At 38.3% G+C, this 14,939-nt stretch carries 15 protein-coding genes; 14 read left to right on the top strand and 1 reads right to left on the bottom strand.

What is annotated here, in order from left to right:
- Window positions 1-63: 63 nt before the first annotated feature.
- From HED67_RS06360 to HED67_RS06345, 4 genes are all read left to right on the top strand, one after another.
- Window positions 64-507, top strand: a complete 444-nt coding sequence (locus tag HED67_RS06360; protein WP_221717783.1) for a sigma-70 RNA polymerase sigma factor region 4 domain-containing protein — start codon at window positions 64-66, stop codon at window positions 505-507.
- Entirely contained in the window at window positions 488-715 is a 228-nt protein-coding gene (locus tag HED67_RS06355) for a helix-turn-helix domain-containing protein (protein ID WP_021739072.1), read from the top strand. The genes HED67_RS06360 and HED67_RS06355 overlap by 20 nt, the downstream gene beginning before the upstream one ends.
- A 192-nt stretch (window positions 716-907) precedes the next feature.
- On the top strand, window positions 908-1,141 hold the full coding sequence (locus HED67_RS06350) for a hypothetical protein (protein ID WP_021739073.1): 234 nt from the start codon (window positions 908-910) through the stop codon (window positions 1,139-1,141).
- Window positions 1,142-1,216: 75 nt separating this feature from the next.
- On the top strand, window positions 1,217-1,747 hold the full coding sequence (locus HED67_RS06345) for a hypothetical protein (protein ID WP_021739074.1): 531 nt from the start codon (window positions 1,217-1,219) through the stop codon (window positions 1,745-1,747).
- Window positions 1,748-2,015: 268 nt separating this feature from the next.
- On the opposite strand, the gene HED67_RS06340 is transcribed toward HED67_RS06345, so the two are convergent.
- Window positions 2,016-2,462, bottom strand: coding sequence for a hypothetical protein (locus HED67_RS06340; protein ID WP_021739075.1), 447 nt, complete (start codon window positions 2,460-2,462; stop codon window positions 2,016-2,018).
- A gap of 371 nt (window positions 2,463-2,833) precedes the next feature.
- Here HED67_RS06340 and HED67_RS06335 point away from each other — a divergent pair, with 371 nt between their 5' ends.
- The 10 genes from HED67_RS06335 to HED67_RS06290 all read left to right on the top strand — a co-directional run bounded on the left by HED67_RS06335 (window position 2,834) and on the right by HED67_RS06290 (window position 14,864).
- Window positions 2,834-3,235, top strand: a complete 402-nt coding sequence (locus HED67_RS06335; protein WP_021739076.1) for a hypothetical protein — start codon at window positions 2,834-2,836, stop codon at window positions 3,233-3,235.
- A gap of 51 nt (window positions 3,236-3,286) precedes the next feature.
- On the top strand, window positions 3,287-5,224 hold the full coding sequence (locus HED67_RS06330; RefSeq protein ID WP_049946821.1) for a hypothetical protein: 1,938 nt from the start codon (window positions 3,287-3,289) through the stop codon (window positions 5,222-5,224).
- Between the two features lie 11 nt (window positions 5,225-5,235).
- Window positions 5,236-7,368, top strand: coding sequence for a transglycosylase SLT domain-containing protein (locus tag HED67_RS06325; RefSeq protein WP_021739078.1), 2,133 nt, complete (start codon window positions 5,236-5,238; stop codon window positions 7,366-7,368).
- A gap of 7 nt (window positions 7,369-7,375) precedes the next feature.
- On the top strand, window positions 7,376-8,122 hold the full coding sequence (locus tag HED67_RS06320; RefSeq protein ID WP_044963395.1) for a hypothetical protein: 747 nt from the start codon (window positions 7,376-7,378) through the stop codon (window positions 8,120-8,122).
- 10 nt (window positions 8,123-8,132) lie between these two features.
- A complete protein-coding gene (locus HED67_RS06315) occupies window positions 8,133-8,621 on the top strand; it encodes a hypothetical protein (RefSeq protein WP_021739080.1) in 489 nt (162 codons plus the stop codon).
- Window positions 8,596-11,262 (top strand): TraG/VirB4 family ATPase, encoded by a 2,667-nt coding sequence (locus HED67_RS06310; RefSeq protein WP_021739081.1) that lies wholly within the window; start codon window positions 8,596-8,598, stop codon window positions 11,260-11,262. The genes HED67_RS06315 and HED67_RS06310 overlap by 26 nt, the downstream gene beginning before the upstream one ends.
- Window positions 11,263-11,370: 108 nt before the next feature.
- Window positions 11,371-11,919 carry a DUF5697 family protein gene (locus HED67_RS06305; protein WP_081695236.1) on the top strand — a complete coding sequence of 183 codons (549 nt, stop codon included), beginning with the start codon at window positions 11,371-11,373 and terminating at the stop codon, window positions 11,917-11,919.
- A gap of 34 nt (window positions 11,920-11,953) precedes the next feature.
- Complete coding sequence (locus tag HED67_RS06300; protein ID WP_021739083.1) at window positions 11,954-12,622, top strand: DUF6100 family protein; 669 nt, start codon at window positions 11,954-11,956, stop codon at window positions 12,620-12,622.
- Between the two features lie 121 nt (window positions 12,623-12,743).
- The gene (locus HED67_RS06295) at window positions 12,744-13,841 is read left to right on the top strand and encodes a hypothetical protein (protein WP_021739084.1); all 1,098 of its coding nucleotides are present in this window, start codon (window positions 12,744-12,746) and stop codon (window positions 13,839-13,841) included.
- Window positions 13,842-13,886: 45 nt separating this feature from the next.
- The gene (locus HED67_RS06290) at window positions 13,887-14,864 is read left to right on the top strand and encodes a DUF6017 domain-containing protein (protein WP_021739085.1); all 978 of its coding nucleotides are present in this window, start codon (window positions 13,887-13,889) and stop codon (window positions 14,862-14,864) included.
- Window positions 14,865-14,939: the final 75 nt, after the last annotated feature.

Raw genomic sequence — 14,939 nt, 5'->3', positions numbered from 1 at the left:
AGAAGTAAAACTCTCCGCCTGGAAACGGATTATAGATTAAAAACAGATTTCAGGAGGAGATTTATGGATAAACAAAAACGAACTACTATAGATGAATTTAGTGCATACCTACAGAGTGCAGTAAGAAATACCACTATTAACTATATGAACGATAAAAGTAAGATTAAAGAGCATGAGATTACTTTAGAAGAGGATTTGGAAAATGTAGAAGGAAGGGGAATAGAATGGAATGAAATGATGGAAGCACACGATATTTTTTGGGGAAAGATTGATACGGAAAAATTGTTTGCTCAGGTGACAGACAATAAACTTTTACATATACTGAAAAGTTTTTCGGCATTGCATATAAAGGTTCTCTGTCTGCGAATATTGTACGAAAAGACATTTGATGAAATAGGAATGGCTATAGGAATATCTGGAAAAAAGGCTGAAAATACCTATTACAACGTAATTAAAAAAATTCGCAGGGAATTAGGAGAAGGAAAAGATGCAGGAAAGAGAATTTGAAGAATTATTATGGAAAGCACGAAATAAGGATAAAAAAGCAGTATTTGAAATTATAGAAATGTACCGTCCTTTGTTGTTAAAATACGCAAAAAGTAATGGGAAATTTGATGAGGATTTATACCAGGAATTGGTATGTGCAGTTTTAAAAAGTATTATAAAATTTCCTATGAAAACAGAAGAACACAATAATTTGTATATTAAGTATTGATATACACAAGATATTGTGCTATGATGATTGTGTAGTTATTTATGATATCAGTATAGACTGACATCACAAAGGTATAGTCCTATTTTAAATAGGAGAAAAATTTAGGATAGGGATATATCCACAAGAAAAAGAATGGCATTGATTGTTATTGGACAGTCAGTGCCTTTTTTATGTTGAAAAGGAGGAACAAGGATGGTAAAAAGCAAGAAAATCAAAAAAATGATATGGACGCATGGCTGGGTGGTATTTCCAGTTATTACAGGTAGACCACTACACTATTACTGGAAAGGTAACAAATTCCAAACAGAAGTAGTTAAAAAAATTATTGCTTTGGATGTAAATCATATTGTAGTAGAAGGAGAAGAAAAGACCTATTATATACAGTTTTTTGCAGATGAAGCAGAAAGTTTAAAAGCAGCAGCGTAGAAAAAGGGCAGGATCAAGAAGGGTATTAAAATTCTTGTTCCTGCTTTTTCAAAAGAATAAGAAGAGGTGAATAGAATGAGTTGGATATGTTTTCATATAGAAAATGAAAGATTATTAAAAGCTGCAGTTTCAGAAGAAATAAGAGTAGAGTGTGATAAACTTTTCAGACAAAGGGGATACGAAGAAAGAGGAAGATGGATACCGGAGAAAGAAGTAATTTTGTCTTATATTGTAGAAGAGGTATATTATGCTGCAGTCAGGACAACGGACCGATTTGGTAAAAGTTTTGTATACGCAGCAGTTTTGCCACTTTGCATTCAGAAAGGAATGTATTACAATCTGTTATGCAATGAGCAATATGAAGGGGAACTACCGCAGGAATGTCAGTGCCCAATGGAAATTTTATTACTGCTAAGTTCTACGGATTCTGTTCTCGCTCAAAAATGGAGAAATAACTGTTGGAATTATCATAAGAAAGAACATTATCAGGAATATAAAGCGAATGTAAGGAAACAATCATCAGGATATAGAAAAAAAGAAAATTATAAAAGGGATTTTAGGAGAAAGATAACAACGCAGTCATGGTATAAAGCGGCAAATGTATAAGTACCTTATAGAAATAGAAGACTAATCAATTTATTAAAAAAGGGGTACACAGAGTCGGAGCAATGAGGAAATGCTCTCGAATTTCTGGTACTCCTTTTTTTGTGTGTTACATTTTGAACTGGAAATGTAATTACCATAATTATACTATTTCATAGTTCAAAATTAGAGTTCACAAATACACTGGATTTTATATTTATTAAATAGTTGATACAATCTAAATGAACCACTCTTTTTCTATGTAAAATTATTGAGATCCTATAAAATTTGTTTATTGTAAGCCAGGTTCATTGCCAGGTTCATCACCACTTATATCTGCACTTGGACACCAGACAAGTGTATATTTATCATCATGACCGGTTGTGTTGCAATTTGTGCATCTCCAATAGGTTGTTGTTTTTACCTGGCAATATCCAGGGTGTGTTTTTCCGTGGATGCGTGTAGTGTCTGGTGTTCCATTGTTGACGATATTGGTGTGATGGCCAGATGAACATCCTCCTGCTTTTAAGTCAGATGAGCTTGGCTGATATTCAAATGTTACTAATCCAGCCTGTGTAATTGTGCCGTCTGGATTTTTCTCATTAATAATTTTTTGATTTGTAATCACTTCGTTGCATTCATTCTCTTTGGCAGTGTCGGTGTCACTAGCATAAACTGAAAAAGGAATTACACCTAAAGCTGTGACTGTTAATAATAATGTGAGTATTTTTTTCTTCATTATGATACCTCCTAAATAGTTTATTTTAGATTTCAGTATTAAAATATCATAGGTTTGTAAAAACTAGATTCTTTATTCTATTAAAATATTGTTAAATGGATTTTTTGGAATAGATTTTTCAAAAATGTCATTACGATACTTACTGTGTATATGTTTTTATAAGTGATACAAAAATAAGACTGGTTTCCTATAACATTGCGACCTCTCTGAAATTGACATCGGATTCTTAAAGTTTTACAATGATAACGTAAAGTTTTGTGCATGTGAGTATCTACATGGAGGGCCGCAAAACTGAATAATCAGGGAAAAAAGCAATCAGAAATGGTTGCTTTTTTTGTTGCCCTGAAATAAAGAGGAAGGGAGGATGATGTTTGTTTCATAAAAAATTACAAGTGCATATCGTAGAGAAATTGAGGAAACCACAGTTTAAAATGAAGACTGCCTGGATTCCTCAATTTATGTTTATGGGATTTTTCATGATTACCATGCTGGCGTGGTTTACACAGCCAGTATATGCTGCGGACATCTTTTCTATGGCAAAAGACGCTATGCAGAAAGTGTATAACGATGTAGTAGGAATTGCTACTGTTGCAGCAGTTGTGTGTTCAGCAGTGTGTTTGTTTTTGATGAATTTTTCAAAAAGCGGAAAAACAGTGGATGAGTCAAGAACGTGGCTGAAACGCATTGTCATTTGTTGGGCAGTGTTAATGGTACTTGGAGCGATTGTAAACTACATGGAAGTTCTCGTTCCACAGCAGAACTTTACTGGTTAAAAAACATAATATACCGGAGCCCTCCCGGGAAAAGGAGGTTGATGAAGTTAGTTGGGCTGGTTATTAGAATTATTGATTGAAGGAATCCGGGAAATTTGTTCACAGTTTTTAGTAGACATGATGGACCTCATTACCGGAATGTTCACAGATTTACTATCCTGCAATTTGAGTTTGTTTGAAGACTTATTTACAGTAGTAAAAGATTTGTATAAAAATGCTATTCTTCCTATGGGGATTGCAATCCTATTGCTGATTTTAATCTGGCAGTTATTCAAAACCATGTTTGGAAGAGGCGGTGTTGCAGCGGAAGATCCGGTGGAGTTGGTCTGCAGGAGCTTTTTATGTTTATTTATGTTGCTCTTTGCCAGACCAGTAGCAAATTATATTTTGGAAGTGGCTGGTACTCCTTATCAGTGGGTAGCAGGAACAGAAATTGAAGTAAAAAGTTTTTCTGATTTTGTATCTTCTCTGGATCAGGCATCGGCAAGTCTTGGAATTGATGGATTGAGCATTTCCATACTATTACTGATTATGCAGTTTGTCGTTGCATGGAATTACTTTAAAATGCTGTTTATCATTGCAGAACGGTATGTTCTGTTGGGTGTTTTTTCCTATACTGCACCTTTGGCATTTTCGACAGGTGGCTCTAAGGCAACGAATAATGTATTAGCATCCTGGAGCAAGATGTTTGGTGGACAAGTTGTTTTAATCATTATGAATGCGTGGTGTATGAAAATGTTTTTAAGCGGGTATGGAAATTTGACCGCAAGCCACTATGGTTTTACAAAGTTTTTTATTGCAACCTTATGTTTGATTGGATTTTCAAAAGTGTGCTTTAAAATGGATTCTTATATGGCTTCACTTGGAATTAATCTTGGAAGAATGTCGAATGGAATGGGCGCTTTTGGGTTAATGATGGCAGCCAGCAGATTATTCTCATTCGGACATAGCAGTCATAGTACAACTGAGAGTATGGAAAATGGAGAACATACAGGAAATAGTGAAGCAATGGGAACTTCTTCCGGAATGGGAGATGGTGCAGGTCCAATACCAATGAGTACTGGAAATCCTATGGATATGGAAGAAATGGGAGAAGATTACGTATCAGGAAATCCGTTGGAAGAGGGGTATGCGGACAATGCAGATGATGGTAAAACAGCAGACACAGTTTCAGATCAGGAAAATATTCTGGACGAAATGGGAATTACTTCACAGCAAGAAGAAATGAAAAATCCAGAAGCTAGTACAGAAAATTATGGACTTGGAGAAGGCGGTGAATTGGTAAAAGGAGAAGAAATTGAACCTACACAGGAACAAGGAAATCTTTCTGACCTGAAGGAAAATTCGGTATCAGAAGTTCCTGCTATGGAAGCAGAAAATACTGGAAGCAGTTATGCAGAAGGTATGTTGGATACAGATAGTATTCCAGTAGAATCTGAAAATGGACAAGAGGTACTGACAGAAGCAGATGGAGCTTTAGATTATCCAAGGGAAGAGGAAACAGCTACATCCGTTGGTATGGATCTGGATGGTGGAACCATTGGTGAAAGTGAAATGGATTTGGAAGGGGTCACAAGCGGCAGTGCTGGAAGGGAATATTCTGCACAGGAAGTTTCAGGCGGAATGGAGACTTCCGGATCTGGTATTTTAAACGAAATTGGAGAAAGTGGTGTTTCGACTTCTAAAGGAGAGTCCGTAATTCCAAAGTTTTCAGAGGAAACAAGGGAACATCCAACAGGTGATTGTCTCTCCAGTCAAAATGAGTTTGGACAAGGGGCAGAAAGAAGAATTTCAGATGTTCCGACAACAGGGGAAATGGAAACTAGCGATGTTTTAGGACGAGAGATGCTGATACAAGGACAGAATTTAAGAGAAAGTGTTCTCCCAAACGAGGCAGAAAGAAGTTTGAAACTAGAAGATGGGATTCCAGAAATTCCAAAATCCAGACGTGAATTGCGACAGGGATATGATGAGCGTAAAGACTGGTAGGGAGGTGTAAAATGGCAGAAGAAAGGCATGATACATCACCTCTTGACAATACAGCCAATGCTGCTATCCAGACAGCAAAAACAGCAAAGCAGGCAAAACAGGTTGCAGATGGCATAAAAAATGCAAAAAATGCAGCAAAAGGTGCTCAGGCAGCTTACTCTACGGCAACAGCGGCAGGAGGCAGTGTGGCTGGAAGTACCATTGGAACAGCAATTGCAGGACCTCTTGGAACGGTTGTTGGATTTTTAGTGACAAATAAGACGTTCCAAAAAGTAGTTGCAGCAATTATGGCGGCAATTTTACTGTTCCTATTCATCATTGTGAATTTCATTGGTATTCTGTTTTCCTATCTTGGATTTATGGATGCTAATTCTTTTGCAAATGAAGCGCAGTCAAAAGAACTTGCAGCAATAAGAAGCAGGATTGAACAGGTGCTGGAAGTAGAAGCATACCAAACAGAGCTGCTATCTATTATTTCTCAGGAACATGATATGAAGCTGCAGGAAATACAGGCAGATTATCAGGCAAATTATAGAGAACATAAACTGACAATCGTAGATGAATATGAGACAAGATTAAAAGATAACCTATCTTATTATGTGGGGATTTTACTGATGCAAAAGTGGGACAGCACCACGCGAAAATCTTTTCTCGGATATTCTGGTGGTCTGGACATGAACTTGGATACAGATTTGAGCAGTCCATATGATGCCTTTTTTGAGGAAGCGGCAAATACCTATAATGTACCGGTAGCACTTTTGATTGCAATGGGGAAAGTAGAGTCAAACTTTGATCCTAATGTAGTATCTGGTGCAGGTGCAATTGGCATTATGCAGTTAATGCCTGGAACTGCTGCTTCACTGGGAGTAACAGATCCGTATGATCCTAGACAGAATATCATGGGGGGAGCCAAATACGTTGCAGAGCTTATGGAAATGTTTCAGGGATATGAAAATGCTTTGGAATTGGTTATTGCTGGATATAATGCAGGTCCGCAGGCAGTCATCAATGCCGGATATCAAATTCCACCGTATACAGAAACCCAGAACCATGTAAAAAAGGTAATGGGATATATTCAAATACTGGAACAGCCCAGTGGAACGGGAAGTTCCTCTGATACCGAATGGAGTCCAGAGGAATTGGAAAAGTCATACCAACTGTTAAAAAATGCGGTGACAGAATATGTGCCGCAATTCTTTTCATGGTCTGTAAGCAATACGGGAGAGCAGTCATCTGTAAAAACAGTCTATTATGTGATAACAGAAGCTGGAAAGACAGAGATTACAAAAGAAACTTATCTGACTTTAAAGGAAAGTGGACAGAATGTGCAGATGGAAGAGCAAGAAGTAGGTGAAAAAACGGTGGAATATACATTGGCTTTACTATTGAGTTCACAGTTATCTCAAAACGGAAACAAGTATGAGTATAAGTATGTACTGGATCAGGGGACATTTGAGTTGGTTTTACGGGTTCTTCAGATTATGCAGGATGGAGTTGATGCGCTAAAGGAAGCAATATTTTCCCTATTTTCATGGACGGATTTTGTGACAGGAGGTGGGGTTGATGATTCATTGATTGGAAATATTGATGTTACCGGAGATAAAATCCGATATGATACGGTTGAAAACTGTGTGAAAGAAGTCACTTATTTTAATCAGACAGAAGAACCGTGGGCAAGCCTTCCTTATGGAACAAGCAATGTTGGTGCTGCCGGGTGCGGACCAACTTCTCTGGCGATTGTAATTTCCACTTTTACTGGCCAGAATGTAACACCGGAAATCACGAAAACTTTTGCAGAGCAAAATGGAGAATATGTACCCAATGTAGGCACCAGTCATTCTTTTGTGAAAAATGCGGCAACTCACTGGGGATTGACTTGTGAACGGGTAGGAAAAGACCGTATGGATTATGTGGTGGAATCCTTAAAAGAAGGAAAACTGGTTGTTGAAATCTGTGAAGCTTATACGATTACCGGAGGAAGTAGTGGACACTTTATTGTATTTACCGGAGTGACCACAGATGGACATATCACGATTGCTGATTGTGCAAGCAGAGAAAGAACTGGAAAACTTTATAGCGTAGAAACCATAAAAAGTTATGGAAGGGATTTGTCGGAAGGAGCTTTTTGGATTATTGGAAAGTAGGAACAAAATGAGTAAAAGAATTGTTTTTGTGCTTATATGTACAATTTTTTGGATGATGTTTTCTGTTCCGGTCATGGCGGTATCTATAGTGGAACTTCCCGTTATCACCAAATGGGAAAATGGAAACGGTTATGATGAAAAAGGAAATCGTCTGGAAGATACATGGGCGTATGATTCTGTCCATGAAGCCGGAAGATATGTCCTGTTTGGGAAGAATGGAGAAGTGTTAAAAAAATCAGAGGATTGGAAAAAGAAAGAGCAAATAAGTGAAAACTTTACAGTGACAAACCAAAATACGGGAATCTTGGCAATACGTGCGGAAGTATATGAGGAATTTTCAGGAACCGTGAAGGGGAGTGTAAAGGAGAAAAGCGGAATAGAATATTTGTTTGAACTGTGTGAAGCCAATCAGTATAGTACAAACTTAGAACTGGCACCTGGAGATTATCACTTATCTGTAGATGCAGTGGAGAAGGAGCGTCTGTATAGAGTACTATATGACGAAGCGAAATTTAGTATGCAAGAAGCAGAAGTAAAAATTGAAAACCTTCAGGTAACAGGGGAATGTATTGGAATGGCAACAGACACAGAAGATATGCGATCATCTGCAAATGCGCCACAGACAGAAAAAATGGAAACCGATGGGGTTTCAGAAGAGCTGTTAAAGACTATAGGAAAACTTATTATTCCTGTAGTGATTATTTCCCTTGGGGGATATCTGTTTGTGCGGAAGAAAAAGCAACCATATACATAGGAGGCAGAAAATGTCAGAACGAGAAAAAGTAGATACATATACCATACCGCCTAATTTTGCGGAATCAGGAAAATGGTTTTCCGGAAGAGTAAGTGCGGGGAATGTAGTTGAAGCGGCAGTGATGTCGCTTATTTTATTAAAAATTTTGCTGCAAGTACCGGTGGATGGCAGAACCAAAATTTATCTGGGAATTATATTTATTCTTCCAGTTGTCATTTTTGCTGTGATAGGTGTGCAGGGAGAACGATTGACAGCCTATTTGTTTCATATTTTATGTTTTTTAAAAAATAGAAGAGTTCTTACAACACCAAGCGGGAGATATCAGTTGGAGAGAAAACGGCGGATAGAAAGAAGAGAGCATAAACGCCGTAAGAAAGGAGGAGATAATCATCAGTCAGGAAATAAAGGAACTGGAAGAACGGTTAAAAGAGGCAAAAAAGGAAGAAAAACGTCAGCAAAAAGAAAAGAAAATTTTGGAGTCGGAACAAAAGAAAGCTGAAAGGCGGCAGTTATTGGAAGAGGAAAGGATACGAAAACAGCAGAAGAAAGAAGAACATCAACTGCAAAAGCAGCTTAATCAAGCAGAGTATCCGAGAAAACCAGTAAGAGAAAATACGCAGTCAGAGATACGGAGAAAGAAAAAATCAGAAGAGTTAGAAGAAAAACAGGATTTTCTTCCAGTTACATGGGCATCCTCTTATCTTCCGATTGAGAAAATAAAAGATGGGATTATTTATACAGCAGATCACCGGTATGTGAAAATTGTAGAAGTCTTGCCGATTAACTTTCTGCTCCGTTCTCCAAGCGAACAGAGAAACGTTGTATTTTCTTTTTTGAGTTATTTAAAGATTGCACCAGTCAAGCTGCAGTTTAAAGTTATTTCCAAAAAGGCCGATATTTCGGAATATTTGGAAAAAATACAGCAGGAGATTGAGGCAGAAGAAGACGAACAGTGCAGGGTTCTTCAAGAAGATTATGCACGTCTCATCCGTTCTATAGGTACCAAAGAAGCGATTACAAGACGATTCTTTCTGATTTTTGAGTTTCAGTCTTATGATGGGAACCGTAAACCAAAAGAAAAAGAAGTGTACCAGTATATGCGGACAACAGTGCAGACTGCAAAAAAATATCTGGCGATATGTGGCAATGTAGTATTAGAACACGAAAACGAGTCCCGCTTTTGTGTAGAATTGTTTTATCAGTTGCTGAATAGAAGGACAAGTGTAACCGTTCCTTTTTCAGAACGGATAAAATTGGTTACCCAGTGGTATCAGGAGGAGAATGGAAAAGAGAGTCTTCACCATATTCCGGTAACCGAATTATTTGCCCCAAAGACATTGAATTTTAAGCACAGGAACTGTGTGGTATTTGATGGGGTATATCATACCTATTTGTATATTCCTTCTGGAAAATACCGGATGCGAGTTCCGGCAGGCTGGATTTCTCTGATTATCAATGCGGGCGAAGGAATTGATGTTGATGTGTTTTTCTTTAAGCAGGATAAAGGAAAAAGTGTGGAGCGTATTGGACGAAGGATACGTCTGAATCGCTCAAGATTAAAAGAAACTTATGACACCAATAGCGATTTTGATGATCTGTCAGAGTCTATACGTGCCGGTTTTTACCTAAAAAAAGGGCTAAGTGGAAATGAAGAACTATATTATATGTCTATGCTGATTACCATTACCGGTTATACAGAAAAGGAAGTGGAGTGGCGTGCGAGGGAAATGGCAAAACTGTTAAATTCACAGGATATCGGAACTGCAAAATGTACATTCTCTGAAGAAAAGGCATTTTTATCGTCCCTTCCACTTTTGAATCTGGACAAAAACTTATACCAGAAATCAAAACGAAATGTTCTGACTTCCGGTGTTGCAGCGTGTTATCCTTTTGTAAGTTATGAAATGTCAGATCGGGACGGGATATTAATGGGAGTGAATAAAGCCAACAATTCCCTTGTAATCGTTGATATTTTTAACAGTGAAATTTACAAAAATGCGAATATTGCGATTCTGGGAACCAGTGGTGCCGGAAAAACATTTTGCCTGCAGCTTATGGCTTTGAGAATGCGAAGGAAAAATATTCAGGTATTTATTATTGCACCGGAAAAAGGACATGAACTAGCAAGGGCATGTAAAAATATAGGTGGGGCATATTTGAAGATTGCCCCAGGTTCCCAATATGGAATCAATATCATGGAGATACGGCCAAGTGATCAAAGTGCAAGGGTAATTTTAGACGGACAGGCTTCAGAGCGTTCAGAACTTGCTATGAAGATTCAGAGCCTGCATATTTTCTTTACTATTTTAATTCCGGATATTACCCATGAAGAGCGTCAGCTCTTGGATGAGGCGTTTATCATTACATATCAGAAGAAAGGGATTACTCATGATAATGCAAGCTTGTGGAATCAGGAACAACCAGGGAAGTATAAAGAAATGCCAATTTTGGGAGATCTTTATCAGGTGCTTTTGGAAAAAGAAGAAACCAGACGTATGGCAAATATTTTAAACCGGCTGGTAAATGGTTCTTCTTCGAACTTTAATCATCAGACAAATATAGATTCTGATAACAAATATATGATACTGGATATTTCAGAAATGCAGAGCGACTTGGGACTTGCTACCTTTACGGCCTTGGATTTTGTATGGTCAAAAGCAAAAGAAGACCGTACAAAAGAAAAGGCTATTTTTATTGATGAATGTTGGGCACTTTTATCAACAAACGAATTGACGGCAAATTATATTCTTGAAATTTTTAAGACGATACGTGGGTATGGAGGCGCTGCGGTATGTGCCAGTCAGGATTTGGAAGACTTTTTCTCTTTAAAAGGCGGAAAGTATGGAAAAGGTGTCTTAAATAACACAAAGACAAAGATTATTCTGAATCTGGAGCATAAGGAGGCAGAAGTCGTAAAAAAGGAATTGGATTTGTCTGAAGCAGAGATGCTTGCTATTACCCGATTTGAGAGAGGAAATGCACTGATTTCCACTAATAATAACAACTTGTTAGTAGAATTTAAGGCAAGCCGGTTAGAAAAAGATTTGATTACAACAGACCGGAAAGACTTAAAGGAACTTAAGGAACGGTTGGAGAAGTACGGGGAAACAGCCTATGAGAAAGGGGGAATGTCCAAATGATTGTAGAGGTATCGTAACCATAAAATGCGTATAGATTACGCAATCAGAAATTCAGGTTGATAGAATACGTAATTTATACGCAATCCTAAAATGGAAAGGAGAAAAATTTTGGAACATGTAACAAATCAAAAACAGGTAGAACGTCAGATACTGGAACTTGTTAAAACTTATAATGTCTTATATAAAAGGCAGATTTATGCTTTTTTTGCAGTAGATGGAAAAGAGAAATTTGTAGGAAAAGCACTGCACACGTTATTGAAAGAACATTTGATTTATATAAACGAAGTCACAAAAACGGTATCCCAACATGAAGATGCCTATCAGTTGCGGGAAAAAGGCACATTAAAAGCATTCTGGGTTCTTCTTTCTTTGATGGAACAGAAAAAAATCGAACGACATTTCTTGGCAGAAAAGGAAGAGTATCCAATTCGTATTGTATTTGTGGGGAATGCGGAAATTTACGATATTCTTTATATATCGGAAGCTGAGATCCAACTGGTAAATCAGTTGTTTTCCAGACAGAAACTGGACGGGTGTGGACATGTTGTTATTGTGGAAAATCCGGAGGAAATCCCACAGATAGAAATCCCAAATGTGATAGGTTTTTGTACGGTGCAGGAAGAAGAAGGAGGGGTGGAATATTATAGGAGGGAATAGCGAAAAAGAAGGAATACAAAGACTAAAAGAACAATTGGACGAGGGACAGAAAACGGCAGGATATGTGGAATCCATGCTTGCAGAAGCACGCAATCTATTACAGGCGTATGCCAGGAAGTGCGTCAATATTCATTTTGAGAACTTGAATGATATGGTGCTGGAAGCCGCAAAGAGCTCTGAAATCCTGACAGAAAAGATGCGCAATCTTGTTCTCCAGATGACACTTGATAAGAGAAAATATGAGCAATACCAATCGGATCTGGTATTGATACATGGGATTGAGATTGCGTATGAAGAGAATATTCTAAGTATTTCCCTTCCAGCACTGATACCGCACCGGAAAACAGAGTATACAAATTACATTTATAAACCGTTGTATACAGCTTTTCAACACTGGTGTATCGAACGGGCAGAACAGAATAAAGAGATACCGGAATACAGAGCATGTACCGTCTGCTTTTCTCATATTTATGATTGTAAACGCCCGATATATAGGGTACGAGATCATGACAATATTGAAGAGAAGCATGTGTTAGATGTGATATCTAATTTCTTCCTGACATCGGATAGTGGATGCTATACAAATGTGTATCACGAAACACGGTTGGAAGATGTGGAACGCACAATGATTTATCTGTTGACACCGGAAAAATTTCCGTTGTGGCTTTACGAAAAACAGCAAAATTTGGTATCGAAAAATTGACAGAGAACACATACTGAAATTTCGATAAGATAATATGACGGGTTTTTCCGTAAATTAAAGCAAAAGGAAGTGGAAAAGGCAGGTGGGAAATACCCAGGTATGAGAAGGATAGGGTACAGAGATGGATAAATGGGAGACATTGGAAAGAAAGGAAAAAAAGGGCGATATACTCCTGAAAATGATTGCGATTTCAGGAGAGATGCCGGCGAATTTGCCGGAGAAAATTGTGGGTTCTAAATCCTATACAGCCAGTCTGATTACCGACTTAAAGAAAAAAGGATATCTTCTTTTACGGTATAGAGAAGGACTGCGTGGATATGTTCTGGGAAAGAAAGGGAAAAATTATCTTTTGCAGGATTATCGTCAAGAGGTTGGAAGTTATCTTATAGGGGCAAGCGAGACAAACCATGTGAAATCAGAACTGGAAAAGCGGTTACGCCTGCACCGCATGAGTCAGATATGGGGGTACTTTTTTATGCATGGGAACCTGATTTTTGCAACAGAGAAGCCTAAGATTTTTACACAGGATTGTTACGGGAAAACATCTTTGGGGACCTATTATGGGAGTCAGGAATTAAAGCAGGGGACGGATCAGGTTAAGGGTTCCAGAGCCTGTGGCCTCTACATGAAAAATGAGGAAGTTTTTGTGGTTTACAACAGTATGGGGAATCTGATGAAATGGTCAAAGAAAATGGAAACAGCTATGCGGTGTTGGGTAGAACGCAATTTGCTGAAGACAGGAATTACATGGCAAGGAAAAGCCATTTTGTTCGGAGACTCCATGAAATTATTGAGAAAGATACTCCTTAGCAGTGGTGGTGTGAAACAGGAGCTGTTCCAGACGGATGATGTGTATGAACAATATTATTTTGTGCCGCAAGACAAGGAGGGGGCTTATCTTCAAATAGAGCTACTTACAGATAAGGAGAGAAGTCATGCCTTTTCCACTTTTTTAGAGACCATACTAGACGAAGTGGAAAGAAACGAGTTCCCGATTTATGCGGGGCTGAAAAAGGGAATTCCTGTTTATTTTGTATATGAACTGGAACTGAGAAAACTTCAAATGGTCAAACAGGATATGGAAAGACGCGGAAGGGGTATGGCGGTATGCTTTGATTATCAACAGGAACTGCTAAAAGATTATTATGGAGAGGGGGTGGAGATAATGGTACTGGATTGTGAAAAGGTAAAGCAGTATCTGTTGGCTATGGAGGTGTAGGCAGGTATGGTTTCTATGGAAGCACTATAGGAGGTGACGGAGACCATGCAGGATCAATTTCGGACTGGAAGTGTGACTGTGGATAGAATGAGCCGCCTACATATTTCAGGAAATATCATACCGGTTACCTGGTATAAAACCATTCGAAAATCAACAGGAAAGCCCAACTTAAATGCAATCATCATTTTGGCGGATATTGTATATTGGTACCGTCCGACAGAAGTGCGTGATGAAATGACAGGAGAACTTGTAGGATTGAAAAAGAAATTCCATGCAGATCTTTTGCAGCGAAGTTATCAGCAGATTGCAGACCAGTTTGGGATTACGAAAAGAGATGCAACAAATGCGGTAGTAGAACTGGAAAAAATGAAAGTGATCAGACGTGTTTTTCGGACACTTCATGTAAATGGGCAGCAAGTGCCAAATGTATTGTTTCTAGATTTGAACGTGGACATATTGGAAGCCCTTACCTATCCGGATCACGAGCAGGGGTGTCACTTAAATGGGGGATACCCCTCCCTGAAAAAGGAGACAGGTATCACGGATACCGGGGGAATGGAGTCTCCATTTTGGGAGAGAGAGGTATCCTATATCGGTGAGACAAATACAGAGAATACAAACAGAAAATTCAGTACAGAGAGTTCCTCTTTGTTTCAAATCGAAAAGGAAGTCAGGGAACAGATTTCTTATGGGGCTTTAAAACATGATAATCCCTATAATATGCAGATAGATGAATTGGTAGGTATCCTGGTAGATGTGAAAACCTGTTCTGCAAAAACGATTCGGGTAAATCGGGAAGACAAGCCAGCTGAGATTGTAAAAGCACAATTTCAAAAAATCGGAATGGAGCATATACAGTTTGTTTTAAACTGTATGGAGAAAAACACAACAAAAGTTACGAATATGCGGGCTATGTTGATCACTGCTCTCTATAATTCTGTAAATACGATTTCCAGTTACTATAGCAGTCTCTATAACTACCACAGATCATACGGTGTATTAGAAAAAGGAGAGGAGGAATAGAACGAAAGAGAAAAAAGAACAGAGAGACAGATGCAAGAAAATCGGTTTTGGTGTTCTGCTTGCCACATTAACTGT

Origin of the sequence: Pseudocoprococcus catus (assembly GCF_019734885.1) — a bacterium.
GTDB lineage: Bacteria > Bacillota > Clostridia > Lachnospirales > Lachnospiraceae > Coprococcus_A > Coprococcus_A catus.
This window is presented reverse-complemented; position numbering and strand designations above follow the sequence as displayed.